This is a genomic window from Vibrio sp. 1401 (assembly GCF_033340295.1).
Window position 1 is genome coordinate 23,343 of record NZ_JAWOWF010000012.1, and the last position, 25,092, is coordinate 48,434.

Sequence of the window (25,092 nt, forward strand, 5' to 3'; positions counted from 1 at the left end):
ACGTTTGCGTGTCTGATAATCCATTAAAAATGTGAAGGTTATAGCACCGGATATATATTGATTAGCTTAATCATTGTTATGGGCAATCGTTATGCGCAGTATATTGTTAGTCCCCGCGTTATTAGTGTCAGGGTGTGCTCTGATACAACAGTCGACGCCGATTCAACCTGACGCCAACTGGCACGTGGACCAGTTATCGAACGGTATGAAATACCATCTCTATCCAACAGAAGACCAAGAAGTCTCGGTCCGTTTGGTGATGAATATCGGCTCATTCCAAGAAACATCTTCTCAAAAGGGTTACGCTCACTTTGTTGAGCATATGGCGTTTAATGGTAGTGAGCATTTTACCGGTAACGACGTTGTCAAACTTTTTGAGCAATCTGGTGGTAGCTTTGGCGCTGATATCAACGCTTTTACCAGTTATCAGCAAACGTCTTACCAACTTGACCTTGCGAATAATACGAAGCTAGAAGATGCCCTGAAGTGGATGAGAGATATCGGTAACGGACTTGAGTTTGCTCCTGAGCAAGTAGAGAAAGAAAAAGGGGTGATTCTTGGGGAATGGCGACGTGCTAATCCAGATGATAAGTCCTTTTCTATGCATGCTTACCAAGCCTCGATTGAAGGCACTATGTATGGTGAACATGACCCAATTGGTACTCGCGAAGCGATTCAAAACGCTTCCTCGAGTAAGTTAAAGGCGTTTTACGACAAGTGGTACCAGCCACAAAATGCCGAGTTGATTGTGACTGGTAATATCGACGTAGATTCACTGTCCAAGATTATCAAAAGCAAGTTCTCGAACTGGGAAAGTACCTCGGATACGGTAATAGAGAAGCGCCGTGATATTCGAGTGAACAACGAAAACAGAATCTTGCCAAGTAACACGATGGAATCACCAAGTCTTCATTTAGTGATTGAGCGTGGTCTAAGTGGCAGCGCGACGATTGAGCAACAACATGAAGTGTGGCGTGATGAAGTCGCAACACAACTCATTCAACAGCGTTTGATCCGTGTACTCAGTGATGCCGCTGAACCTTTTCAATACGCTTATGCAGAGCCCTATTACTCTAACTATCAGCGTATGATGTCGGCAGGGATTTCGTTTGCACCAGATCGCCGCGAACAAATGCACCAGACTTTCATTCGTACCTTGGCGTCGTTAAGAGATTATGGTGCGACTCAATCCGAGTTAGATAGCGTTATGTCAAATTGGCAAGGTGAACTTGCAAATATTGATTCAGATTAGAGTCAGCGTAAGCCAAACAGTTACGCAGAAGCACGTGTTTTTCAAATTGGACAAGACAGTGTCAGCCAATCAAAAGAGAATTATGCCCAGAGTTTGGCAGAATTCATCAACAACGAGAATTTAGAGAGCATTAACACACAATTGACGGCTTTGTTATCTCAGCAGCCAAGCTTTTTTATTGGTTTGGGGAAAAGCGAAACGTCAGAACAGTTCAATGGTGTATTTGCCGCTCTAAACAGTGCCTATCTTCAAACTGGCGAAAAACCGTTAGAGATGTATGACAAAGTGGATGGATTCTTAAAGCCTACCCAGGAAGGCAGCATCACGAGCATGCGTCAGGAAGCGGGTGGTTTTCAAGTCTATACGCTATCAAACGGTATCGAAGTGTGGTTCCAAAAAGATACTAAAGCGGGTGGTCGAGCGTATATTTACTATGCGAGCCAAGGTGGTAAAGCCGCTGTTGATCCGACGTTGTATGCCGCTTATGAAATCGCAGCAACAACGGCAATACGCAGTGGGTTAGGGACATTTTCTGGTTCAGAGCTAGATAGCTACTTACGCAAAAACAACATTGCGCTTGGCGCGATGCTTGATGCGACCAGTCACGGAGCTCAAATTACGGCGCCAAATACGCACCTAACTGATGCTTTGAATGGACTATACAACCTAGCGACGGAGATTAAAGTCGACGAGCGCCAGATGGCGGCAGCGAAGCAAGAGTTTAAACAGCAGAGCGGCGCTTTTTTTGAATCACCGATGGGAAAACTGATTCAAAAAGCAAACGGCAATTCTTATTTGCCGGGGAGTCGTCATCGTATAGTGTCCAGTGATGATGTTGAACAAGTGACTTCCGAGCAGATACTAGCGGTGCATGAGCAACTTTTCAAAACCAATGATGGCTTTAAGATGGTTATTGTTGCAAACGTAGAGCCGGAAGAAATTACACCACTTTTGCGTAAGTATGTGGCCTCTATCGAAATGAAACCGAGTCGTTCGATTGATTATCACGTTGCGTTTAACCCGGAAGTGCCGGAGCGAACTGTGGTTGCGGATGGGCATGAACCTTCATCGTTGTATGTAATGCGTTTGACTAATACGAGCGATTACCAACGTACGGCAAGAGACACGGTTATCGAAGATATTTTGCAACGTATTAGTAATGCACGTGTTTTGGATATTGTGCGAGAAGAGTCTAGCCTTGATTACAGCCCGAGCATTTACACCATGACACAAGATCGCGAACCCACCTCTGATTGGCTCTTGGAGTCTCAAGTTGAGCCCGAAGACGTGGCACTTTTAGAGAGTAAACTGGGCAAAGTGTTTGATGATTTAGCGTCAAATATTACCCAAAAAGAAGTGGATACGGCCGCGAAACAACTGGCAGTCGCGATGCAAGGATTGGATGACAACCCAGCACAGAGATCATGGGCATATACTCGTTATTTGGTGCATGATTACGGCGTCGATGTGTTACTTGACGTTGAGAAAGTGGCTAAAAGTGTGACGTTAGATGAAGTGAAAGCGCATGCAAAATCAGCTTTTGGTCCACAAGCAAAACGCTCGGTGATGGTTTTAAATCCGGCCGAATAATCACGTAGTTTCTGACGAAAATCGTGGCAATAGTAATAAAAAAGACGGCGTGAAAGCCGTCTTTTTTAAGCACTTTAATCAAAGCTTTTATGCTGATTTACGCGAAAGTCGCTTTTCATTGTTGGTGTTGTTTTCTTTTGTGATCGCACTGTCTTGAGCCTTACCCTTGAGCGTTACCACTTCCTTTTCAGGTAATTCGGCTGCTTCACCAAAGAATTTGCCACCAGGTTCAATGCTGAGGTTATTGCTCCAGATCCTACCGCTTACGCGTCCCTTGGCAAGCACTTGAATGTGTTCTGCGTGACAGTTTCCGTCCATCATGCCGTTAATGATCAGCTGTTTAGCGTAAATTTCACCGTTTACTCGCCCGCTTTCTGCGACAACGAGAGTGCCTTCCACGTTAATTTGACCATCGACGATGCCATCAATCTGGACATCGTTTTCTACTTTGAGTTCTCCGCTAAGAGAACAGCCTTTGGCGATGAGAGTTGAAGCTGCTGAGCTACTCGTTGTTCCACTGTTTTGATTAAAGATTCCCATCGTATTCTTCGCTCCTTAGTAAAAATGTCTTCGAAATCATTAAGGCTCCAATCGACAAATGGTTTCGGATTCAGTGCTCGCCCAACAAATCGCACCTCGTAATGCAGGTGAGGGCCAGAAGAGAGCCCACTGTTGCCGGAAATTGCAATCAGTTGCCCTTTTTTGACGAACTGACCACTTTTTACTTTGAACGCTTTCAAGTGCGAATAAGAACTCGAAAAACCGAAAGAATGTTGCAGCCTGAGGAAGTTACCAGAGCCTTTATTACTGCGGCGGGTGACTTCCACTACCCCATCGGCAGGGGCATAAATTTTGGTGCCGATATTTACGGCAAAATCGAGCCCACGATGCATCTTGGCAACTTTTGTCACCGGATGGATACGCTTACCGAATCCGGAAGATAGCCGTACCTTGCCGACTGGAGAGCCACTTGGTATTTGGTTTAATAACACCATGCGAACGTTTGAGGTTATCGCCGCCGCATCGAGCCTAGCATCCAAGTTATTTGTCGAGGTATGTTCTCCAACCCCAAGCACTTTCTCTAATTCACCCAAACGTTCCGAAACAAGTTGTACCCGTTCTTCCCGTTCTGAAAGGTCATTTTCTAGCTCTGATTTAAGTGTTTTCAGTGTGCTGAGCTCTTCACCCATGGTGCGTGAATGCTCTGTCAATTCAGCTTGTTTTAACGCTGCATTATCAACGCGAGTGTACAAGTGATGAATTAAGATTACGGTCGCGGCCAGAGCAACAACAAAAAAAACGAAAAACGTTTTTATGTTGCGTTGCATCCTTTTACTGAAGTACCAATGTCTTGAGCCATTGATAGTTGATATAGAGATCGTCAACTGGTCTTTCATCGTCTTCTATTGCTCGTATTTGGTATACGTCTCGTCACTGAGTTAGTAGGAATGTAAGGAAAACGAGTAGGGACCGCCAGAGGCAAATTGGAAAGAAGTGTCAGGTCGTGAGGCGTTTTCAGATATTAGATAAAAGACTCAATAAAGATTTAATATTCTGCTGATTTTGGTCGTAATTACTCCAAATCGCTTCATTTAACTGAATATTATGATTTTTAAGGCGGTTATCCGAGAAATTGGATTGTGAATATTGCCAATAGCATCCGCACGCAATTCAACTTACTTCACGGTTTGCCTTATAAATGTTGGATAATTTATCAAACCGACATTCATTACATCGATAACTTGTTTATGATAGCGGTTGATATAAAGCACTATTCATTGGCTTTAAACCTAAGCGTTACATTTCGTTTAGGAACACATAACTATGACAACGGAGTTGGTCGTGAAAAAACTACTATTGGCTACAGCAGTGGTCGCAGCAGCAGGGGGCGCTGGCTACCTGTACCAAAACAATACTACCGCGAGTGATGCAGGCTCACTGTTAACGCAAGTTCCTGCAGATTCACTTATGGTGACGTATCAGACAGAACCTTTTAACCATTATAAATACATGAACGCATTCGGTACGGCGAATCAAGGCTCGATTGCAGAACTTTTTGCCGATGAACCACTGTCTCCACAACAGCAGTTTGCAGTTAACTTATTCGATGGATACCTAGAGAGTGCTGCGTCGCCAGAAACATTAAAAGCTTATTTGGGCACCGGGGAAAACATTAATCCTGTGTTGTACACAATTGGTATGGTACCGGTGTACAAAGTGGATATTGAAGACCCTGCCGCGTTATGGAAAACACTGGATCATGAAGAGCAGATGAGCGGCGCTAAGCATGAGTTGGTTAAGCTTGGTGACGTCGAGTATCGTCGTTACGAGATGACTGATTCAATTGACCCGCAGGACGGTATTGGCTTGGTTGTAGCCGTGGTTGATAACGTGCTTACGTTAACGGTTGATGTTCCGCAACTGGGCGTTCAAAACCCGATTAAAATGGCATTAGGGCTTGAAGCACCAAGTCAAAATATTGCTGACAGTGGACGCCTTGAGGCGTTGCAAGCCAAATACGGTGAAAACAACAACTCTTTTAGTTACTTTGATCATCGCGAAGTGATTAAAGGTTTGACGACGAAAGATGGCAATATGTTTGCTCGTCAAATCAGCACGTTGGATGCAATAGATCCTGAACCAACGATTGAGGAAATGCGTTCACCAGCCTGCCATACTGAGCTTACTCAAGTTGCAGAAAACTGGCCTCAGTCCGTCGCGTTTGCAGAATACAAGATGAAAGGCGATCAGGCGTTCATTAAAGGTTCTTTTGTTGTTGAGTCCAACAATAAAGTGATTCTAGATGCGCTCAAGTCGATTCGTGGTGTATTGGCTGAGTCTAAAAGTGATAAGAGTTTCTTTAGTATGGCGCTTGGTTTAGACATTAATACTCTAGCGCCATCGATTGGTCAGATTTGGGCTGACTTGACCCAGCCTCAATATCAATGCTCTTTATTGACACAAATGCAGCAAGAGATGGGCGGCCAGAATCCAGCAGCCGCTGTAAGCATGGGGTCAGGCATGGTTAATGGCCTTAAAGGGTTAAGCCTGCAAATGTTTGATATCAAAGTAGATACTAATGCTCAGCATGGTGAAGTATTTAGCCAGCTAGATGGTATGTTGTCTCTTTCTGCCAATGATCCAATGATGCTTATTCAAACTGCGCAAATGTTCGTTCCTGAACTTGCTCAATTGCAAATTCAACCGGATAACCAACCTGTTAATGTCAGTGACCTATTAGAAATGCATACTGGCATGAAGGTGGACGTGTTTGCTCGTCTAAACGAAAACCATTTCACCCTTTACAGTGGTGATAGTGCTGCGGAAGCAAGCAAAGAAGTGATGGCGCAATCACTTTCTCCAAATGGCTTGTTCAGCTTTGATTTTGATTCAGAGCGTATTTTGGAAGTGTTAGAGAGTGCGTCGTCAATCACAGGGGAGCCGGTTCCGGATGATGTTGTCAAAAGCTTACAAGGCGAGCTTGTTGGTGGTATGACGATGGACGTGACAGACCAAGGTATTGGTTTTGAGTTTGATTACCGCGGTGCAACTAAACCTGTAACGGTTGCACAGCAGTAACACATTGCGTAGAAAAAGGCGGCTTGAAGCCGCCTTTTGTTATTATGTACCGTATTAAAAAGCGAGTGGGAAGAGCGACGCTTACTCATCTATTTGAGGATGAGAGTATTGCTGATATTCAGGTAACTCTTTTCTTAAATTACTAAATGTCGCCCATGCACTTTCTTTTGAGAGTTTGTTGATCAGCCAGTTTGGCAATAGACCTCCGGGGTCAGCAAACGCCTTGTATTCCACGAGTGTTGTATCGTTTGTGAGTTTTTGTAACTCCCAAGTCGCATCAACCGAGCGAATTCGAACATAACCATTTTGTTCAGCAAGATATGAGTCAGGTGCGCTTTTGATTTCTATCGTGAATCCCAGCTCATCGACCCAGTACTTTGAGTAGGTGACCATATCCCGATTTTTGGCAGGCCATGGTGCTTTAAACTGGGTGTAAACGATGTTCTCGGTGGCCGATATCTGATTTAAAACCCGGCTATGACTGGCATTGTCAATCCAGTTCGGGATATTGTCACTGTCTTCCAGTAGCGTTAAAAATGCACCATAGCTGGTGGGTGTGAACATCCGGGCACGGATCTCAACTAAACCGTCACTATGTTCTCGGGAGTAAATTGTGATTCCATTCTTGTCACTCTCGAACTGCCAGTTCTCGTTGGCGCTCGCATCAGTGCCAGCGGATATCAATGTGGCGAGTGTTAAGGCGCCCATTCTTAAATGCAACATCATGTTAGTATCCGCCAACTTTTCCTAAATTTAAGTTTATACGATTTGTCGTAACTATAAGGACAATAGTATGTTTTTTGTTATCGTTCTGAAGGTTGCTCTGCACTGAAGCCACGTTGAATGTTGGTGAAGGTAAGCGATGCAAATATTACGATAACGATCGCTAGATGCCATGCTTGACTCAATCCAAGCTGCACCAGAGTTAAGCTGACCAATGAGGAGACGACCATTTGTCCACCACCAGACATTGCCGCTGCGGCACCTGCTTGCTTTTTATAAGGTTGCATTACCATCGCTTGTGCACAAGGTAGGGCAATACCATTACCCAAGATCATTAATAGCTGTCCTAGCATCAGAAATAGAGGCTCAACAGGACAGAAAAATAACCATATTGCGGCAGCGAGGTGAAGAAATGGGGTGCAGAGCAGCATTTTTTTATTGCCAATAATTGGCCTTACTCGGTTACAAATCGTGGTACCACATAACATACCCAAAGCGGGAATGAGCGCCCACATCGCGTATTGAGCGGAGGTCATGCCAATTTGATCTTGCATGATAAATGGCATCACAGAGACTGTCGTAATCATTAAGCTGAAGTTTAACCAACTGATACTGGCGAAACTCATAAAGTAACGAGACGTAAGTAAGCTCTTGTATTGGAGTAACATTTTTCGGGGTGACGGAATGACAGAACGTTTTGTGATGGTTTCTGTGAACTTAAAGGCGATGATTACCCAAGCCAGCGAGACATAGCCCAACAGAGAAATAAACACCATACTCCAACCGAAGTGGAAGTTGATAAAGCCGCCAATCACAGGTGCAATAAGTGGCGTGATTGAAGCCGCCATGGCGATGTAAGGCATTGCCACTGGGAGTTCATCCCCGCTAAATCTATCTCGAGTCGACGCCCTCGCGAGTACCGCGCAGCATCCTGTACCTAACCCTTGTAAAAAGCGCCCCATCACCATCCCTGTAAATGTGTCACTGAAGAAAATAATTATCAGCAGACCAGACATCGCGATGAGTAAACCGGTAAGTAATACTCTTTTTCGTCCTAAAGCATCTGACACTGGCCCGTAGATAAATTGAGAGGGGCCGAAGCCGAGCAAATAAATACTCACAAGCAGTTGAGCTTGGTCGAGGGAGATGGAAAAGTCTTTTGCTATCCATGGCAAAGAGGGCATAACTAGCCCCATGCTCAACTGGCCAACGCTAATAATAAGACAGGCGAGTAGTATAGTATGAAAGTTGATTGGGCGACTCATGACTGGTCTCCATTCAAACAACCTTTTTGGCGTCGTGAGCTTAAGCCGCCTTCGTCATCCACTTCATTTAGCTTTGCTTTGACCCGCTTCACAGTCGATAGACTGACTTCGCATTGCTCTGCTACGTTTTGCAATGTGTAGCCTTCTAGCAGTAACGTTGCGATCTGTTGGTGTTTGGTTTTGTTTGCGGGGCGGCCGCGAAACTTCTGTTTCCATAATTCTGGCTGCTCTTTAATGGCCTGTCGCCCTTGCTCTGCGGCAAACAGGCGATGTTCAGTCTGCACTTTCCCATATCCAGATAACACTGTGAGTAGTGTTTGAGTCTGAACAGAACCTGGCTCAAAAGTTATTGATTCACATACAGTTTTCAATGTTACCCCTTTATCGAGTAGCATTTTTATCGTGTTCAATGCTTGACTAAAGTCGCGACCAAATGCGGTCAGCCACCAGAGCACAATCGTATCCCCAGCTCTGACGGAATCGAGCAGTCGTAAGAATGCCTCTCTCTCGGTTGGAGGCATGCAACCACGAACCTTATCCTCAAAATGCTGAGCTTCGGGCGCAAAAGCTTTTAGAGTATTAAGGTGCTCTTGGTAAGCTCGATTTTTTGGCGAATAACGAGTGTAAAGATACGTGGTCATAAGGATTATGAGCCTCTTTTTGTTTGGTTCATATAGTGTAATAGCTCATAAATATACATGGGTTCATTAATGCTTACAACACTAAATGAGCCGTTTGGGAGTCAGAGGCAAATAAAAAAGCCAACCGAATGGCTGGCTATAGCTATTTAAGCTTTTGTTGTCTGGCGCTCGATTAACTTCACTGGCACCATCATTTTTACTAGGCTGCCGTTTTTCGTATTAATTTGATCAACAATGATCTTCACGCACTCGCGAGCGAGGCGACGGAAATCCTGGCGGAACGTGGTTAATTGATAGCTTAACCATTCTGTCTGAGGAATATTATCAAAACCAATGACTTGTAAGTCCTGAGGAATCCTCAACCCGCATTCTATACGGGCGATATCCATGACCGCCATCGCAAGGTTATCGGTTGCACAGAACACCGCTTCAGGCCGATTTTTGTCTGCCAGTATGGCACGGACTTTATCAAGTGAGCTCGCGTAGTCATAGCTGGCTTCAATGATGCGTGGCGTCTTGCCGGTTAGGTCTTCAAATTCAGAGCAGAAGCCGCTTTGACGTTCGTCATTCGTAAAGGTTGGCACTTCTCCCGTCAAATAAACCGCGTTCTTCACGCCACTTTTGTGCAGAAGTTGCGCAGCTTGTTGGCCTGCTTCGTAGTTGTCACTGATAACGTAGCTACTCCTAGTACCTTCAACAACTCGTGCGTATTGAACAATTGGGATATTAAACTCTTCACATTCTTCATAAAGGGACTTATTGAAGGTTGCGGAAGCAGCAATGACACCATCGACGCGATACTGGAAGATATTTGGGATTGAGTGGCCCTCTTCTTCATCCACTTGCCATGGAATCAATACGGCAGAATAACCTTTTTTCTGTAACTCACTGGAAATTAATTGCAGTGTTTTCATATGGATAGGGTAATCCGCATCAGGAAACACCAAACCTATCAATTTCGATTCGTTTGTGGTCAGGCTACGTGCAAAGGCGTTAGGGCGGTAGTTAAGGGCTTTAGCCGCTTCAAAGACTTTTTGCTTGGTCTTTTCGGATACTGAGCTACCCGGAACAAACACGCGCGATACAGTAGATTGAGAGACGCCTGCCATCTTTGCCACATCTTTTGATGTGACTACGTGTTTAATTGATTTCATGAATAAAACTTAGTTGCCAGTAATTGAGGTCATAAGACTAGCATAAATAGGTACGTATTCATAAATGTTCTAACGGGTATCCTAAGTAGAATAATGGCTTTGGAGTATTAAAAAGCAAAATGTGGGTTAACCCATTCGATTTGCTTTGAGCTAGCACTAGAGCTAGAGCGTAGATACTGTCCGTTTGTTGGACGTACAGTATCTACGTAAAGAACATTAATTTGCTTGTTTGACTGCAACTTTACGTTTCGGGGAGAGGAGTGAATACCCCATGTATCCGATGCAAGCGGTTGCGACAAGAATAGAGCAGCCACGCATAAAGTTAATCAGCATAGGAGCGTTGTCGGTAAACGCGTTGATCCCCCAAAGCATCACGAGAGAGAACACAAACATCACTAGTAAGCCATAACATGGAGCATCGATTTTGCCGGGAACGACATACCAACCATCTTCCTTGATTGGTTTATTTAGACGAGCATATTCCGCTTGCTGGCCTTTCACTGTGTAAAGATGCATTTCATCTTGTTTACCCGTCAGGAGAAGGCTAGCAATGTAAGCAACAACGGCATTCACAAGGACGCCAATCACGCAATACCAAGGCCACGCAATATCGGTCGCAACGGCTACATACCAAATCACCAAGAAGCTAGCAGCAACGCCAATCAACAAGCCTTTTTCAGTAATGTGTTTTGAGTAGAACCCAAGGACAAACATACAGAAGCTCGCACCGACAAAGTAAGAGCCTGCCTTACTCAGCACTTCCAGTACCGAGCCGGTGCTGGTGGCAAACATGATCGCTGGAATGATGACCAAAATCGCCCACGCCACCGTGAAGAAACGCGATACCTTTAAGTAATGCTCTTCCGACTCGTTTTGCTTGTAGAAGCGTTTGTAAAAGTCAGCCACAGAAACGGTCGCCATTGAGTTAAAGGCGGAATCGAGACTCGACATACTTGCCGCCAGAATCGCAGCGGCAATGATGCCCATCAAGCCTGGCATTCCATATTCACTCGCGTAATGAAGAATGATGGTGTTGCCATTTTCAAACTCTTTATCGTCGTAATAAGCGCTGAATAGGACGCCAAGCAAGATAAAGACAAAGTAAATAAAGAAGGCCACGTAGCCCATCATCAACATTGCCTTTTTCGCATCGCCCATGTTTTTCGCGGCCATACAACGTTGTACCATCATCTGGTTACCGCCATACACGGTGGTGTGGAACATCGTCATTGCGATAACGCCAGCCCATACCGTCGTTACTTGGCTTAGGTCAAAACTTGTCTGTAGGGCATCGGTCATTCCTTTCGCTTTGAGCTCTGCCATGACCTCCGTCATTGGAGAAGGCATGCCATTCCAAACGGCTTCAATGATGATGAATGCGCCAATAAATAAGATTACTGCTTGAATCACATCGGTCCAAATGACAGCCGCGATACCGCCCATTACGGTGTAGATAAGGGCAATTGCAGTGACGATCATGATGCAGTACATCACGTCGATACCAGTAATGAACTCTAAAATCATTGCTGTCGCGTAGAGTACGGCTGCCGAGCTCAATGCTTGTTTGATAAGGAAGATAAACGACAAAGTCAGTCGTGAAGCCTTACCGAAGCGTCGTTCTTGATACTCGTAGATGGAGGTTAAACCGCTGTTGTAGAAAAACGGCATAAACACAGCCACGATGAAGAAGATCACCAGCGGATAATTGAGGTGAATCGCGATAACCGACAGGCCTTCTTTGTAAGACCAAGCTGGCCCGCCAAGGAACGACATGGCACTCACGTAAGTACAAACGACAGAAATACCGATCGCCCACCAAGGGATGCTCTTATCACCCAAAGCGAATTGGCTAGCTGAAGTTACTCGCTTACCAATCACCGCACCCAATACTAGCGTTAGGGCGATGTATCCCCCAAGGATGCTCCAGTTAAGTGCGCCAAACTCATGCATAATTAGGTCCTTCTAACTGTTCTTTCATTTGTGCAAACACGTCATAGCCAAGCTGCAGCAGGATATGAACGATGTCGATCGCCACCCAGTTTTCCTTCAGTAAATCGCCTTCGCGTCGCCAAATGTCCATAACGCGAAGTTCGATGTGTTTTCCTGTCGGGGCGAGACCGAGCCAGCCACTGTGACCAGTGTGAGTACCATGCATATGTGGCCAACCACCTGTGGATACGTAGTCATTTTTGGCCAAAAAATTGACCTCAATATCGACACTTCGATCAGGGAAGGCGAACACGAATGGTGCTTGGTGGTGGTTACGGAAACCTTTGATACCGCGCGTAGTACCAATACCTGCAGGGCCGTACCACATGAAGTCATTGTGCCAGTAGTTTTCTAAATCCATCGAGAAAAGATCTTGACCATCAAAACGACCCAAGCAAGACAGCATATCTTCAACCAGCTGGGCGCTCTTTTCACTTTCTCCCAAAGACACAACAGATTGTTGAATACCGTCAGAAGTCGCAGGAGAAGGAACCAAGCCATCGTGACCTAAGCTTTTACGAAGAGGGTTGCAGCCTGCTTGATTCATCGCGTCGATGAAGTCTGGGATCATGTAAGATTCGGTGATTTGGTCGTTCTCCACACACACCATTTCGGTGTAACGCAAGTAGAGTGTTTTCCCTGTTGCTGGGATGCCAAACAGTGGTTGTTCAAATGTACCGATAAAGTAGCCGGTAGAGTTGTACCAAGTGCGGCCTTCGTATTCGCCGTGCATCACAATTATTGGTCGGCGCTCGGCGTCAGGCAAAGCATTCACAAGTGGTGAGAGGAAAGATTCGTGGGTTGCATCTGGGCCATTAAGATCGTTCACAGGGTGCGCCACGCACCATTTTACGTCAGGGTTCAAAGTTTGCAGAGCGGCCTGTTTTTGCTCGATGTCTGCGGCTTTGAAGTAGTTCTGGTAGAACTGTTCGATGATGTTGAGTGACATGTTGCTTCCTTACTGTCTGTGATTTTAATAAATAGTGTTTAGTCAGCCGTTAGCCTTGTTGTAGCAGGATTTGCTTCCAGATTGCGGTCTCGTCAAACAAAGTGAATTCGCGACGAAGACCCCAAGGGCCAAACTCAGCGTGGCTGATCCCCATGATGTAAACCTCTTTTCCTGAAGGCTTACCAAACATCCCGTATCCCTCATGCTTACCGTGCAAAGACCATCGAATTGCCGCGCGTGGTGACATCATGTCGTCATCTCGGCCAATACGATGGTGAACGGTAAATTGAGCATTTGGGAAAGACGCACGAAGTGCCATCCAAAAATGATCGACTTCCGAGTGTGATAGGGCAGTTTGACCGCCACTGTATTCGCCGATGCAAGCGCGGTCGTACTCTTTCGGTACTATAGAGAACTCGGCATTCATAAGGCTTCTGAGAATTGCTTCGTATCGCTGACCATATTCGTTGTCGTTGCCTACGCCCAAATAAGGTCCAGGAATGTCGACTTCAGGTGTGAACGGAAATGGGCTTGATTCCACGCCACCTTCAAATTCGATTTGTTGGCGTGCAAACTCTTCTGACGTCATACCCAGTTGTTTCGCGATATCGGCTTGATCGCGAACCAACCATTCGTCATTGATTTGGTTATTGATAGCGTGGCAATCTGCGATAATACGGAAACGAATTTTGCGGTTCGAGGCTTGCCCGTAGAAGCCGTTGCCACTGTGTGTTGCAGTAGAGATGATTCGATGAGAAGAAAGCATGCCTTGTTCCGGGGTGCCTGACCAAATGACGTCTTCGCCATATAGCGTGCGATCGGGAAACTCGGCCAGTGTCGCCATTGTTGCACTGATCACCCCTTCGTTTCCTTGAACGATAGAGAGTGGAGTACGCACAACAATGTCGGGAGAGTAGTAGTGTTCTAAGGTGTTTAAACCTCGGTCTTCCCAAATCTCTTTTGTGATACCAAGAATGTAGTCGGGAAAATCACGCCACTTTTCATCGAAGCCAACCATGGCCATAAATCACCTCCGTAATTGAATAATTATGTTTTGATTACGTATTCAAAATATATCATGTTGCCATTTTGTCAACGGATTGTTTTTCGGTTGTTTAAATAGCGTGCTGATGATCAGATTTTTAACAATTGAGCGGAAAATAAACTAAAAAAGTACAGGCGAGATGGAAGCTATCTCTTATCGAGACGTGTTAATAAGAAAGGAGGTCAAAGTTTTTTGTATGAATTTTCTAGTATCTTATTGTTTTTTAATCGCTTAATTTATTTTGATCTGTTTGAATGGAAACAAATGATTAAGCCAAAACTGATAATCATGCAGATCAAGGCACCCAAATAGACTTTATCGCTAATATTCAGCTATTTTGGTGTCAATTATCCTAATATCTTTCAGATTTTCCCTTTGCATACGAATGCTTAAAGGCTTTTTTATTAAATCGGAAGTAGATAACGAATAAGCCACTAGAAAGGTGTTTATCTAGTGGCTATAACAGTCATAAGCGCTCTATGAGTGCAACGATCAGGATAAAAGCGCAGGTAATGATAGCGAGATGGCAGGGATGAAGGTAATCAACATCAAGGCCACTATCATTGCACCAATCCAACCCATGATGGCTTTAGAGAGCGACTCTATCGGTACTTTGCCTACCTGACTTGCCATAAACAGGTTGGCACCCAGAGGAGGCGTAACAAAGCCAATGGCCAAGTTCACGATCATCACGATCCCAAAATGAACGGGATCCATGCCGAGTGCTGACGTAATGGGTAACAGAATTGGCGTGAGAATAACAATGGCTGCCAGCGTTTCCATAAAGGTACCGACAAGCAACAACAGGACATTGATGCAAAGCAGTATCAGAAGTTTGTTTTCAGTAATCGATAGAATGAACTGAGCAATCTCGGTCGGTAGACGTTCTAGGGTCAATATGCGGCCAAACGTCACGGACGCACCCACAATGACGAGTACTGCGCCAACTAACAGTGACGACTCTAGAATGATTTTCACAACTTGCGCTGGTTTGAGCTCTTTATAAACAAACATGCCAAAGAATAAGCCATAGAGCACACCAATGGCGGCTGATTCGGTAGGTGTGAAGATACCGGAATAGATACCGCCGAGAATGATCACGGGGAGTAGCATTGCCCAACTGGCTTCTTTTAGCGCATCAAGACGCTCTGCCCAGGTCGCTTTGCGCTCGTTACCTGTGTAGCCCCGCAATTTTGAGACAATTAGACAATAGCCGATCAAAACCATACCGACGACCAAGCCAGGAATGATGCCCGCCATGAACATCTTAGTGACGGAGACTTCAGCAGTGATCGCGTAGACGATCATCACCACAGAGGGTGGAATAATGACGCCAATTCCGCCGGAGGACGCGATTAAAGCACCTGCAAAGCTGCGGTCGTAGCCTTTCTTCACCATCGAAGGAATCATCGTCAGGCCGATAGCGGCAACAGTGGCAGACCCTGTTCCAGAGATGGATGCGAAGAACATACACGCCACAATGGCCACGATACCAAGCCCGCCAGTAAAGTGGCCAAAGAAGACCTCCGCCACATGCAATAATCGTTTTGAGATCCCTCCTTGGCTCATAAGGTTACCTGCTAAGGTAAAAAGAACGACGGCGAGGAGAGGGAAGGAGTCGAGCCCTGTCACCAAGCCTTGTACTAAAAACTCGATGTTAAGGAATGGCAGGCTTAATATCGCGACCATACTGGCTGCCGCCAGAGCAATACCGACCGGAACGCCAATGAGCAGAAGCAGACCAAAGCTGCCAAACAAAAGTGCAGACGTCATGCGTTAAACTCCAATAGTCGGTTAGAAGTACGATACTTTGCTTTGATATGGCGATAGCGTTGGCGAGAAAAGCGAACTCGTTCATTGCTGGTGGAGCACGCGTTCACACGTTGATAAATGCTGGTTACCAAGCGTACGCAGCTTAAGATTGCGCAAACCAAAACGGACGCATACAGGCAAGCAATAGGTATTTCCATTGCGGGAGCAATCTGACCGAGTTGCAGGCTGCGGTTTATAACCTTAAATCCAAACCAGGCGACAGTTGCACTAAAGGCAAGGTAGATAAGATCAGAGACAATCAAACTGAATTGCGTCCAATTGCCCGGAAGTTTATCGATGAACACACGAATGCGGATGTGTCGATCATCTCGGATACAGTAGCTGATGCTCAGGTACATCGCCCATACGAATAAATAACGAGCCAGCTCTTCAGCCCACGCGATCGTTGCATCGAACAGGCGTAGGGCGATTTGCAAGCACAGTAAAGTTGTCATCGTTGAGATCGCGATAACGATAAGGGTTGGTTCTAGGTATTTGTCTAGTAAGCGAAACCACTTCATGTTCACCTCCAAAACGAGAAAGCACGACCTGTTGCCAGATCGTGCAAAAGAGTGGGAGTTATAGGCGTTCTATCTCGGCCATCACGTTGTCAAACAAGTCTTTACCCGTTTTACTGCGCAAGTCCTGGTACACGGCCGCATTCATTTTCTCTTTCATGATGCTGCGTACCTCGTCTGGGACGATGTTAACCGTCATGCCTTTTGCTTCGAGCTCTTTGATTACTTCTCGGTTTTGCTGCGCGGCGAGCTCACGCTGTTTTGCGATGGTTTCTTTGCTTACTTCACTGATCAGCGCTTGTTGTGCGGCCGGCAGTGAATCCCAAAACGATTTGTTCATGAACAACACGTAGTTGGTGTATATATGGTTAGTTAAAGAGAGGTACTTTTGTGCCTCGTAAAAACGTTCGGCATAAATAGAGTAGATAGCACTTTCTTGAGCGTTAATCAGGCCTTGTTGTAACGAGGTGAAAATTTCTCCCCAAGACAGAGGTGTTGGCGCAGTACCAATAGATTTCCACGCGCTTATTTGAGTGGGGTTAGATGCCGAGCGAATCTTTAGCCCTTTCAGGTCCTCAATACTATCAATTGGCTGTTTGTTGTTGGTCACGCTACGAAAGCCGACCTCCATAAAGCCAAGTCCATGAAAGCCTTTTGATTCCATAGCATTCAACAATGGTTGTCCGATCTTCTCACTGTCGAGCGCTTTGTGTGCTTGCTCTTCGCTATCAAAAAGGTAGAACACGTCGAGCACGTTAAACTCTGGGACGTAGGGAGAGAGTAAAACTGACGCACCAAACGTCATTTGTAAGTTGCCTTGCTGTACGAGTTCAGTCGTCTCACGCACATCGCCTAGTTGTCTCGCCGGATAGATTTCAACTTCTATCTCACCGTTTGAGCGAGCTTCCACTTCTTGTTCGAAATAGAGCATTGCTTTGTGTACGGGAGAGGTTTCTTGACTGTCATGAGCAAGACGAATAACACTGGTTGCAAACGTATTCATACTGCTAAATGCAAGCCCCAGTGCGGTAAGTGAAGTAAGGATTACTTTCTTCATCGTTCTTCCTTGTTTCTGGTATGACCTGCCATTGGCATTCGTCGGCAAGTCACACAACTTTTTATGTTTTTATAAATTAGTTGAGCAATTCATATCCATTTTGCATACGAATCCAAAATAAAACATTAAAGTAACAAGTCAATAACAAGATTGATGAATTGATGAGGAATTAAATAACGATTGGTGAAAATTTAATCGTGATCACAGAAAATGCCTTACTCGAAAGCAAGGCATTTTGTTTATGAAGAATGAATAAAAATGGATTTATTAAATGGTGCTACTACGTTCGATCAAGGTGCCTTGCTCGAAAAGGTATTCGCCAGTTGCATCCAGGTTGCCGTTGATTCGATTCATCAAATCTTCAACCGCTCGTTTAACAATTTTGTCGACTGGTTGAGCAATGGTGGTCAAATCATAGCTCGGCCATGCAGACATCGGAATGTTATCTACACCCATCACAGAGAAGTCTTGGGGGATCTTTGCTCCGGCTTGTCGCAAGCCATCCATCACACCCATGGCGAGGATGTCGTTTGCACAAAAAATTGCATCGGGTTTGCTAGTGTGCGACAAGATCGCTTTCGCCGCTTCTAAGCCTGCTTCAAAGCTGTACTTGGCTTGGATAAAGGTTGGTGACGGGGAGCCGAGTTCTTGCAATTTTGAAGAGAAACCCAGCCAACGCTCTTCACTGGTCATGGAGCCTGCATCGCCACTGATATAAGCACACTGTTTTGCGCCTTTCTGCGTTAAATACTCGGCTGCTTGTTGGCCCGCCAATCGGTTATCAATACCAGAGCTATTGGCATTAATACCCTCGGCGTAGCGGTTAATCAAGCTTAAATGAACGCCAAACTTTTCGCATTGGGCAAACGCGCGTGAGGTTAAACGGCTGGTGGCGATAACGAGTCCGTCCACTTGGTATTCAATGGCGCGTGAAATGGCGAGATCGAGGTCGTCCTTGTCGATAGGGCAAAGCACAACTTGTCCGCCTCGCTTTTGAATTTCGACAGCCAAAGCACGAGATTGCATGTCGTACATTGGGTTTGATTCGCTATCTAACGCAATCGCCACTAAGCCTGAACGATTCGAAATCAGACCTCGGGCGATGGCATTCGGTGTGTATCCGAGCTTAGCTGCGGCATCCATCACCATTTTGCGTTTCTTCTCGCTAATACTCGCAGTCGGGCTGAATGCTCTAGATACCGTCGATTGAGAGACGCCGAGCATCTTCGCGACGTCGATCGAAGTTACTTTCGCTTTAATGGTGATACTCCTTATTTAAGGCCATTGAACCTTCTCATACGTGCTGAGTGTATGGGCTAGGGGATTTCTGTGTCTAGAGCATTACATTGATAAGGCGTAAATATCAGAGAAAACTCAAGAATTCATCACATTTCTCTCTTGCTTGAAGCCATCAATGATCATTTTGTGTTCAGAGCCAACACAAAAGAAGCTAACGCCGAGTTCACGCCATTCCCGAGCTTGTTGAGCCGTCGCGACAAACATGCCAACAGGTTTATTGGCGGCTCTGGCCGCTTCGATTACTCGCATACTTGTTTGTGCGACTTTCTCATCATGAACGCTATCAGCACCATAAGCGACAGTGAGATCAACTTGGCCAATGAAGAGCGCATCAATACCTTCAACATTGGCAATCGCTTCAACATTTTCGACCCCTTGAGGGTCTTCAATTTGTGCAATGACAATCGTATTCGCACGGCTGTCTTTTAAGTGTTCAACCATGGGCTTAGTGGCGTATTGCGCTGCTCGACTGGAACCAGCATACCCTCGGCCACCTTCGCCGTAATGGCAGATTTTCGCCAGTTGCGTCGCTTGCTCAGCAGTACAAACATGGGGAATTTGTACACCCGCCGCGCCACAGTCAAGCGCGTTCAAAATGGTTGAAGGGGCGCTGTCTTGTACTCGTACCACGCACGCGAGGTCATTCGCTCTGGCCGCCATGATGCACAGATCAAGCGAGGAACGATCGAAAGGTGCGTGCTCTGCATCCAGTACCACAAAAGGCAACTCTGCCAGTGCCAATACCTCGATAATGTGAGGATGAGGGGTTTTAACAAATGTACCTAATAGCGTTTCTTTAGTCAGACGTTGCTTAAAATTGCTCATGATTATCTCCTTTGCAAAGGTATGCAAAAGCTAACACGGCGAAATGTAAATGATGAGTAAAAATGATGTGATCTAAAACTCATTTTTGATTAAAAATTAAACTCAATCAAGGTCCTTATTACTTGCTTTTATTTGTTTAAACTAATAAATACAAAGGCTTAAGGATTGTTTTTGTGGTTTGTTTACTTAACTTGTCAAATGTTAATTAAGTGTTTAATCTGATTTTGCATTCGTATCCAAAGGCATAAAAATAACCGTTCGTCAGCCTCAATGTTCAAGGAGAAACCCAATGGCACGCATTTTAAAAAACGGAATCACTGAAGAAGCATCAGCATCAAATGACGCAAAAGTGCGTCAGATTGTCGAAAACATTCTTGCTGATATTGAATCGAAAGGTGATAGCGCTGTACGTGAGTTGTCTGAAAAGTTTGATAACTGGTCGCCGGAGCAATTCCGCCTGTCAGAAGAGCAAATCCAAGCCTGTGTGGATGCGCTTGATGAATCGACTCGTCATGATATCGAGTTCGCTCAGCAACAAGTTCGAAACTTTGCTCAAATTCAACGTGACTCAATGAAAGACGTCGAAGTAGAAACCATGCCTGGTGTGGTACTGGGGCATAAAAATATTCCAGTCAACAGCGTGGGTTGTTACATCCCTGGCGGTAAATACCCATTGGTTGCATCCGCTCACATGAGTGTACTGACGGCGAAAGTCGCGGGCGTAAAACGTGTTATTGCTTGTGCGCCACCGTTTAATGGCCAGCCGAATGTGGCGATTGTCGCTGCGATGGCAATGGCGGGTGCGGATGAAATCTATTGCTTTGGTGGTGTTCAGGCGGTAGGTGCAATGGCTCTGGGGACGGAGACTATTGCACCGGTCGATATGATTGTAGGGCCGGGTAACGCATTTGTAGCAGAGGCAAAACGTCAGCTGTTTGGTCGCGTTGGTATCGATTTGTTTGCAGGCCCAACGGAAACCCTAGTCATTGCCGATGAGAAAGGCTGTGACCCGGAATTGGCAGCGGCAGACTTGCTTGGTCAGGCTGAGCATGGTTACAACTCTCCCGCTGTATTGTTGACCAATAGCGAAACATTTGCGCAAGAAACCATCAAAGAGATTGAACGTCAGTTAACCATTCTTCCAACGGCTGAAGTCGCGGGTAAAGCGTGGGCAGATTACGGACAAGTGATTGTGTGTGATAGCTACGAAGAAATGGTGGAAGTGGCAGACGATATCGCTTCTGAACACGTTCAAGTGATGACGGAAGATCCTAAATACTTCCTAGATAACATGACCAACTACGGTGCCTTGTTTCTAGGTCGTGAAACCAACGTTTCTTACGGCGATAAATGTATTGGTACCAACCATACACTGCCAACGAAGAAAGCGGCGCGATACACTGGTGGCCTTTGGGTAGGTAAATTTATCAAGACCTGTACTTACCAGCGTGTAACGGAAGCGGCGTCCCTCAAAGTCGGTGAGTATTGCTCTCGCTTGTGTGCACTCGAAGGTTTTGCTGGCCACAAAGAGCAAGCGGATATTCGTGTGCGCCGTTACAAAGGCAAAGTGGAAGAGGCGTAATATGTCGAAACTTGCCTTAGTCACAGGCGGCAGTGGCGGACTGGGTGCCGCCATTTGTCGCAAGCTAGCTGAATCGGGATATCGCGTAATTCTGACTTACAACAGTAATCAGAAAGCGGCCGAGGATGTGCTTTCCTCGCTGCCACGTAACGAGCATCTAGCATTCAAATTGAACGTGGCAGATTCTAGTGCGATTGAACAGCTTAAACATCAAGTCAGTGAAATAAGCGACAAGCTGGATTTGTTGGTCAACTGTGCGGGGATGACGAAATTCGTCGCGCACTCTGATTTGCAAAGTTTAGATGACCAGCTGTTTGACCAAATTTTCCAAGTGAACGTCCGTGCGCCTTTTGCCATGGTTCGAGCGTTTGAGCCTTGGCTTAAGCAAGCCAATGGTTGTGTGGTGAACATTACTTCTATCGCGGCACAGACTGCGATGGGGAGCAACATTGCTTACTGTGCAAGTAAATCTGCCGCGGAGAACATGACCCGTTCTTTAGCTCGCGCTCTGTCTCCCGAGGTTCGAGTTCTGGCTGTTGCTCCAGGGCTTGTCGACACTGAGTTTGTCAAAGGCTTGGATGACGCATGGCGTAATCAACAAGAACAATCCACACCGCTTAAGCGTTTAGCCAATGATGAAGAAGTCGCTCAAGCCGTGTACGCCGCGGCAGATCTTCTGACCTTCTCGACAGGCAATACCATCGCGGTTGATGGTGGGCGACCTTTAGGTCTGTAACACACTTTCGGTTTGTAACTAACAATTCAAAGGCTAGGTCCAAACAAGGACAACAAGGATTTACAATGACTCTACAATCTAAAATGAATAATAATCTGGTCCGCTACATGGAACTGATTCCGGGTACGAGTGCGTTTATTGATGCGCGCACGCCAGGCAGTGATCTGAAAGATAACTTCTGCATTATCGGTGCTGGGGTGGCAGAAAGCAGTCGTCAACATGTTCATATTCGCGATACGGCGGGCTTTAACATTGGTGCCGCAGGCCAACCGCCGGGCATCAAAAATTCGTTGCACTCTCATCGTACCGCCGAGCTTTTCTTGGTGTTCAAAGGTCAGTTCCGTTTTTATTGGGGGAACGATGGAGAGCATGAGGCGGTGTTGTCTCACGGTGACGTCATCTCGATTCCAACCAATCTCTTCCGTGGATTTGAAGTGGTTGGCCGTGATTACGGCTTTATGTTCTCGGTACTTGGCGGCGACGATTCAGGTGGCGGCGTTATTTGGCATCCAAACGTTATTAAAGACAGTCAAGGTTATGGTTTATACCTCAAAGCCGATGGCACACTCGTGGACACTATTAATGGCGACCCGGTGCCACAAGAATCAGAATTGATGCCGCTGCTTACCGAAGAAGAGCTCGCGACCTTCGATACATACACCGCAGAAGAGATGATGCCATTTGTCGCTCTGCAAAAAGATTATCGTGAAATCAAAGGCGATTTCGGCGGAAGCAACGTGAAACAATACGCCTTAACGGGTCATCCTTTGGCGAGTTATGACTTCCAAGTAAAGAGTGAAGATGAAGTGAGCATCATGGCTTATGAGCTTTCTGAAGGTGGCTCGATTCCTCAACACTGGCGAGAAGAAAAACAAGTGCTTATCAACTTTGATGGCGATACTGAAGTGGTCCTCACGCATCAGGGCGAACAAGCGAGTGTTGTTTTAACGCGCGGTGATGTGCTGAATGTTCCAGAAGGTGCGTCATACTCACTGACGAACTTGCGTGGTAATAGTTTGACGTATTGCATTCTTGGCTCTGATCAACCAAAGCCGCTGGCAGGAGAATAAAATGACGCAACCCACCTCGTTAGTTTGGCTACCCGGACTACTTTGTGATGGCACATTGTTTGAGGATATCAACCGAGCGTTGCCAAGTTGGGTTGAGCCTACATGCCCGACGCTGGCTTCATTGCCGTCAATGGAACAGCTGGCGCAGAGAGTGTTGCAAGACGCACCGCGGGAGTTTGTCTTGGGGGGCTTATCAATGGGTGGGATTCTTGCCTTTGAGGTGTACCGTCAAGCGCCAAACAGAGTCAAAGGCTTGATCCTCATGGATACCAATGCAGCAGATGAAAAGCCAGAGGTGACACAAAAGCGTGATGCACTGGTTAGCCGTGCGTTAAGTGGTGAGTTTGAACGCATTACAGCTGACACTCTGATGCCTGTGCTGATTCATCCAAGCCGTTTGCAAGACAAAGCGTTAACTGAGCGTATCGAAGGCATGGCGGTTAATGTAGGTTTGGAGGCATTTGAAGCACATGCTAAAGCGTTAGCAACTCGCCCGGATGCTCGACCTTTATTGGCGGACATTCAAGCTCCTACGTTGGTGATAACAGGTAAAGAAGATAAGCTTTGTCCGCTAGACAATCATCTGCTCATGGAGAGATGCATCCCAAACGTCACACTTCATGTTATCCCTGAGTGTGGGCATCTATCTACGCTTGAGCAGCCTTTAATTATTAGTGAAGTGATGACTACTTGGCTTCAAGATAACTTTGCTTAGTGTTGATAAGAACTTCATCACTCACCACCTTAAGGTTACTTGGGTATAGGTGGTGAGCGATGAGTATTATCAGAAGTAGTAGCGAATACCTGCCGCGAATTGATCATCACGGTTTTCGAATTTGCTGCCATCGTACTGATCTTTACCTAGGTCGAACTGGTATTCAGTCCAAACTAGGAATTTGTTCTTCTGGAAGTGGTATTCAAGACCAGGAATCAGCAAGTTACGCTCGTAGCCTTGTGTCTCGTCACCGCGATCTTCCATGTAGTTGTAGTTCAACGTTGGGCGTAGGCCGTTATCGAAGTGGTAGTAAGTGTAGATTTCGCCACCTAGGGTATCGAACATTACGTCCGTACCGCCTTGGCTCACTGCTTCCCAGTTTTCGCCAACGTGGAAAGTCGCACCCGCGTAGAAGCCACCGTTGCTGTAGTTTGCGCCCAATAGCATGATGCGCATGTTGTCGCCGTTTTCTACGCCAACCACGCTTGCGTCTAGATCCGCAACTTCATTTTGATGGTAAGCCGCACCCAGTGTTACGCCATCAACGGGTTTGTAAGTGATAGACGCACCTATGCCGTTTTTCAGTGAGGCTGTCGCATTATTTGCTAGAGCAACACCTTCACGCGTGGTTTGGTAAGTAAAGCCGTAGCTCACTTTTTCATTGATTGAATTACGGTACGTAATTGAGTTTTCTGCACGACCCGCGCCGGATGCGATACCCCAGTCAGCTAGGTTATAAACACCTGAGCCACGAGTACCGAATACACGACCTAAATCGGTGTACCATGCTACGTCGTAGAAGGTAGACCACTGCTTAGTACCTGCAGCAATCTTGCCATATTTTTCGTGATCAACACCTGCGTATAGCAAGCGGTCGTAAATGTTTTCGCCGTTCGCGCCAGAGTTGTAGCCCCATTCCGCGTGACCGAAACCAGTCCAGCCGTTATCCAGACCCATTTGGCCTTTCAAACCGAAACGTGAGCTGCCGCTGTTCCATTCGCCGTTGTCATCACCGCCACGGTCTTGGTAGCGAAGATCGAAACGGCCATCGATGGTTAGGCTGTCGCCAGCGTCATTAACAAAAGTGTGTGCAGCAAAGGCTGAGCTAGAAGTAAGCGCTGCTAAAATCACTGCAGAAAGGGTCGACTTTTTCATCATCAATCTCATTATTCAGGGCGCAGAAAGCCACCGTGCGTTCATGCCCGTTTTGAATAAGGGTTCTATCTTGAGGTTGTGCCCCATCCTTGAGGCACGAGTTGGGAGCATGTCGCCTGAACCGAGAGGGGATTCA

At 46.1% G+C, this 25,092-nt stretch carries 20 protein-coding genes and 1 pseudogene; 6 read left to right on the forward strand and 15 right to left on the reverse strand.

Annotation, left to right across the window (positions count from 1 at the left end; genetic code table 11):
* The first annotated feature begins 91 nt into the window (after nucleotides 1-91).
* A pseudogene (locus R7Z77_RS08605) lies at nucleotides 92-2,842 on the forward strand (M16 family metallopeptidase).
* A gap of 87 nt (nucleotides 2,843-2,929) precedes the next feature.
* Here the strand turns inward: R7Z77_RS08605 and R7Z77_RS08610 are convergent.
* Nucleotides 2,930-3,382: a polymer-forming cytoskeletal protein gene (locus tag R7Z77_RS08610; RefSeq protein WP_080276973.1), complete on the reverse strand. Its 453-nt coding sequence runs from the start codon at nucleotides 3,380-3,382 to the stop codon at nucleotides 2,930-2,932.
* Nucleotides 3,286-4,239: a M23 family metallopeptidase gene (locus R7Z77_RS08615; protein ID WP_053307982.1), complete on the reverse strand. Its 954-nt coding sequence runs from the start codon at nucleotides 4,237-4,239 to the stop codon at nucleotides 3,286-3,288. The genes R7Z77_RS08610 and R7Z77_RS08615 overlap by 97 nt, the downstream gene beginning before the upstream one ends.
* A gap of 427 nt (nucleotides 4,240-4,666) precedes the next feature.
* Between R7Z77_RS08615 and R7Z77_RS08620 the strand changes: the two genes are divergently transcribed.
* Nucleotides 4,667-6,421 carry a hypothetical protein gene (locus R7Z77_RS08620; RefSeq protein ID WP_213967515.1) on the forward strand — a complete coding sequence of 585 codons (1,755 nt, stop codon included), beginning with the start codon at nucleotides 4,667-4,669 and terminating at the stop codon, nucleotides 6,419-6,421.
* 81 nt (nucleotides 6,422-6,502) lie between these two features.
* On the opposite strand, the gene R7Z77_RS08625 is transcribed toward R7Z77_RS08620, so the two are convergent.
* From R7Z77_RS08625 to R7Z77_RS08680, 12 genes are all read right to left on the reverse strand, one after another.
* On the reverse strand, nucleotides 6,503-7,147 hold the full coding sequence (locus tag R7Z77_RS08625; RefSeq protein ID WP_017820098.1) for an START domain-containing protein: 645 nt from the start codon (nucleotides 7,145-7,147) through the stop codon (nucleotides 6,503-6,505).
* Nucleotides 7,148-7,224: 77 nt separating this feature from the next.
* Complete coding sequence (locus R7Z77_RS08630) at nucleotides 7,225-8,409, reverse strand: multidrug effflux MFS transporter (RefSeq protein ID WP_318136644.1); 1,185 nt, start codon at nucleotides 8,407-8,409, stop codon at nucleotides 7,225-7,227.
* A complete protein-coding gene (locus R7Z77_RS08635) occupies nucleotides 8,406-9,050 on the reverse strand; it encodes a recombinase family protein (protein ID WP_047102429.1) in 645 nt (214 codons plus the stop codon). The genes R7Z77_RS08630 and R7Z77_RS08635 overlap by 4 nt, the downstream gene beginning before the upstream one ends.
* Nucleotides 9,051-9,196: 146 nt before the next feature.
* A complete protein-coding gene (locus R7Z77_RS08640) occupies nucleotides 9,197-10,204 on the reverse strand; it encodes a LacI family DNA-binding transcriptional regulator (protein ID WP_017820101.1) in 1,008 nt (335 codons plus the stop codon).
* 216 nt (nucleotides 10,205-10,420) lie between these two features.
* On the reverse strand, nucleotides 10,421-12,154 hold the full coding sequence (locus R7Z77_RS08645) for a sodium:solute symporter family transporter (protein WP_318136645.1): 1,734 nt from the start codon (nucleotides 12,152-12,154) through the stop codon (nucleotides 10,421-10,423).
* Entirely contained in the window at nucleotides 12,147-13,142 is a 996-nt protein-coding gene (locus R7Z77_RS08650; protein ID WP_206970576.1) for an ester cyclase, read from the reverse strand. Before R7Z77_RS08650 ends, R7Z77_RS08645 begins: the two co-directional genes overlap by 8 nt.
* Before the next feature lie 49 nt (nucleotides 13,143-13,191).
* Complete coding sequence (locus R7Z77_RS08655) at nucleotides 13,192-14,166, reverse strand: ester cyclase (RefSeq protein ID WP_053307979.1); 975 nt, start codon at nucleotides 14,164-14,166, stop codon at nucleotides 13,192-13,194.
* Nucleotides 14,167-14,679: 513 nt separating this feature from the next.
* Nucleotides 14,680-15,960, reverse strand: coding sequence for a TRAP transporter large permease (locus tag R7Z77_RS08660; protein ID WP_054578612.1), 1,281 nt, complete (start codon nucleotides 15,958-15,960; stop codon nucleotides 14,680-14,682).
* Nucleotides 15,957-16,520, reverse strand: a complete 564-nt coding sequence (locus tag R7Z77_RS08665) for a TRAP transporter small permease (RefSeq protein WP_085569423.1) — start codon at nucleotides 16,518-16,520, stop codon at nucleotides 15,957-15,959. Before R7Z77_RS08665 ends, R7Z77_RS08660 begins: the two co-directional genes overlap by 4 nt.
* Before the next feature lie 58 nt (nucleotides 16,521-16,578).
* Nucleotides 16,579-17,574 carry a TRAP transporter substrate-binding protein gene (locus tag R7Z77_RS08670; RefSeq protein ID WP_213967512.1) on the reverse strand — a complete coding sequence of 332 codons (996 nt, stop codon included), beginning with the start codon at nucleotides 17,572-17,574 and terminating at the stop codon, nucleotides 16,579-16,581.
* Nucleotides 17,575-17,841: 267 nt separating this feature from the next.
* Nucleotides 17,842-18,798 carry a LacI family DNA-binding transcriptional regulator gene (locus R7Z77_RS08675; RefSeq protein WP_025768661.1) on the reverse strand — a complete coding sequence of 319 codons (957 nt, stop codon included), beginning with the start codon at nucleotides 18,796-18,798 and terminating at the stop codon, nucleotides 17,842-17,844.
* Between the two features lie 150 nt (nucleotides 18,799-18,948).
* Complete coding sequence (locus tag R7Z77_RS08680; RefSeq protein WP_213967511.1) at nucleotides 18,949-19,698, reverse strand: HpcH/HpaI aldolase family protein; 750 nt, start codon at nucleotides 19,696-19,698, stop codon at nucleotides 18,949-18,951.
* A 289-nt stretch (nucleotides 19,699-19,987) separates the two neighbouring features.
* Here R7Z77_RS08680 and hisD point away from each other — a divergent pair, with 289 nt between their 5' ends.
* From hisD to R7Z77_RS08700, 4 genes are all read left to right on the forward strand, one after another.
* Nucleotides 19,988-21,280, forward strand: a complete 1,293-nt coding sequence (gene hisD / locus R7Z77_RS08685) for a histidinol dehydrogenase (RefSeq protein ID WP_005374756.1) — start codon at nucleotides 19,988-19,990, stop codon at nucleotides 21,278-21,280.
* 1 nt (nucleotide 21,281) lies between these two features.
* Entirely contained in the window at nucleotides 21,282-22,016 is a 735-nt protein-coding gene (locus R7Z77_RS08690) for an SDR family NAD(P)-dependent oxidoreductase (protein WP_025768659.1), read from the forward strand.
* A 65-nt stretch (nucleotides 22,017-22,081) separates the two neighbouring features.
* Nucleotides 22,082-23,086, forward strand: a complete 1,005-nt coding sequence (locus R7Z77_RS08695) for a cupin domain-containing protein (RefSeq protein WP_213869927.1) — start codon at nucleotides 22,082-22,084, stop codon at nucleotides 23,084-23,086.
* A 1-nt stretch (nucleotide 23,087) separates the two neighbouring features.
* Complete coding sequence (locus tag R7Z77_RS08700) at nucleotides 23,088-23,801, forward strand: alpha/beta fold hydrolase (protein WP_213873735.1); 714 nt, start codon at nucleotides 23,088-23,090, stop codon at nucleotides 23,799-23,801.
* A gap of 69 nt (nucleotides 23,802-23,870) precedes the next feature.
* On the opposite strand, the gene R7Z77_RS08705 is transcribed toward R7Z77_RS08700, so the two are convergent.
* Nucleotides 23,871-24,956 carry a porin gene (locus R7Z77_RS08705; protein WP_213967510.1) on the reverse strand — a complete coding sequence of 362 codons (1,086 nt, stop codon included), beginning with the start codon at nucleotides 24,954-24,956 and terminating at the stop codon, nucleotides 23,871-23,873.
* Between the last annotated feature and the right edge of the window lie 136 nt (nucleotides 24,957-25,092).

What these genes read in the sequence shown, in the direction of transcription:
- R7Z77_RS08615 (WP_053307982.1), bottom strand. Translation starts at nt 4,239, where the DNA reads ATGAAAGACCAGTTGACGATCTCTATATCAACTATCAATGGCTCAAGA.
- R7Z77_RS08620 (WP_213967515.1), top strand. Translation starts at nt 4,667, where the DNA reads ATGACAACGGAGTTGGTCGTGAAAAAACTACTATTGGCTACAGCAGTG.
- R7Z77_RS08680 (WP_213967511.1), bottom strand. Translation starts at nt 19,698, where the DNA reads ATGAGCAATTTTAAGCAACGTCTGACTAAAGAAACGCTATTAGGTACA.
- R7Z77_RS08660 (WP_054578612.1), bottom strand. Translation starts at nt 15,960, where the DNA reads ATGACGTCTGCACTTTTGTTTGGCAGCTTTGGTCTGCTTCTGCTCATT.
- R7Z77_RS08645 (WP_318136645.1), bottom strand. Translation starts at nt 12,154, where the DNA reads ATGCATGAGTTTGGCGCACTTAACTGGAGCATCCTTGGGGGATACATC.
- R7Z77_RS08630 (WP_318136644.1), bottom strand. Translation starts at nt 8,409, where the DNA reads ATGAGTCGCCCAATCAACTTTCATACTATACTACTCGCCTGTCTTATT.
- R7Z77_RS08690 (WP_025768659.1), top strand. Translation starts at nt 21,282, where the DNA reads ATGTCGAAACTTGCCTTAGTCACAGGCGGCAGTGGCGGACTGGGTGCC.
- R7Z77_RS08665 (WP_085569423.1), bottom strand. Translation starts at nt 16,520, where the DNA reads ATGAAGTGGTTTCGCTTACTAGACAAATACCTAGAACCAACCCTTATC.
- hisD (WP_005374756.1), top strand. Translation starts at nt 19,988, where the DNA reads ATGGCACGCATTTTAAAAAACGGAATCACTGAAGAAGCATCAGCATCA.
- R7Z77_RS08625 (WP_017820098.1), bottom strand. Translation starts at nt 7,147, where the DNA reads ATGATGTTGCATTTAAGAATGGGCGCCTTAACACTCGCCACATTGATA.
- R7Z77_RS08700 (WP_213873735.1), top strand. Translation starts at nt 23,088, where the DNA reads ATGACGCAACCCACCTCGTTAGTTTGGCTACCCGGACTACTTTGTGAT.
- R7Z77_RS08670 (WP_213967512.1), bottom strand. Translation starts at nt 17,574, where the DNA reads ATGAAGAAAGTAATCCTTACTTCACTTACCGCACTGGGGCTTGCATTT.
- R7Z77_RS08650 (WP_206970576.1), bottom strand. Translation starts at nt 13,142, where the DNA reads ATGTCACTCAACATCATCGAACAGTTCTACCAGAACTACTTCAAAGCC.
- R7Z77_RS08640 (WP_017820101.1), bottom strand. Translation starts at nt 10,204, where the DNA reads ATGAAATCAATTAAACACGTAGTCACATCAAAAGATGTGGCAAAGATG.
- R7Z77_RS08705 (WP_213967510.1), bottom strand. Translation starts at nt 24,956, where the DNA reads ATGAAAAAGTCGACCCTTTCTGCAGTGATTTTAGCAGCGCTTACTTCT.
- R7Z77_RS08655 (WP_053307979.1), bottom strand. Translation starts at nt 14,166, where the DNA reads ATGGCCATGGTTGGCTTCGATGAAAAGTGGCGTGATTTTCCCGACTAC.
- R7Z77_RS08635 (WP_047102429.1), bottom strand. Translation starts at nt 9,050, where the DNA reads ATGACCACGTATCTTTACACTCGTTATTCGCCAAAAAATCGAGCTTAC.
- R7Z77_RS08695 (WP_213869927.1), top strand. Translation starts at nt 22,082, where the DNA reads ATGACTCTACAATCTAAAATGAATAATAATCTGGTCCGCTACATGGAA.
- R7Z77_RS08675 (WP_025768661.1), bottom strand. Translation starts at nt 18,798, where the DNA reads ATGCTCGGCGTCTCTCAATCGACGGTATCTAGAGCATTCAGCCCGACT.
- R7Z77_RS08610 (WP_080276973.1), bottom strand. Translation starts at nt 3,382, where the DNA reads ATGGGAATCTTTAATCAAAACAGTGGAACAACGAGTAGCTCAGCAGCT.